Below are 212 nucleotides of genomic sequence, written 5' to 3' on the forward strand. Positions count from 1 at the left end.
AGTCTGGAGGAGTACACCGATGGCCATGAATAATGAGCTGATTGAGAGTGGGGTACTGTTTCTTGGTGCTGCGGTTGTGGCTGTTCCATTGGCGCAACGCCTTGGATTGGGCAGCGTCTTAGGTTATTTGCTGGCGGGTGTGGTTATTGGTCCGTGGGGGCTTTCCTTGATCAGCGATGTTGATGCAATACTGCACTTCTCTGAGCTAGGGG

Annotated in this window: 1 protein-coding gene; it reads left to right on the top strand. The window is 52.8% G+C overall.

What is annotated here, in order from left to right:
• Window positions 1-19: 19 nt before the first annotated feature.
• Window positions 20-212, top strand: a 193-nt coding sequence (locus AB4585_RS26855; RefSeq protein WP_372171784.1) for a cation:proton antiporter, incomplete at its 3' end; no start/stop codon positions are given.

This window comes from Vibrio sp. 10N.222.49.C9 (genome assembly GCF_041474985.1).
Taxonomy (GTDB): domain Bacteria; phylum Pseudomonadota; class Gammaproteobacteria; order Enterobacterales; family Vibrionaceae; genus Vibrio; species Vibrio crassostreae_C.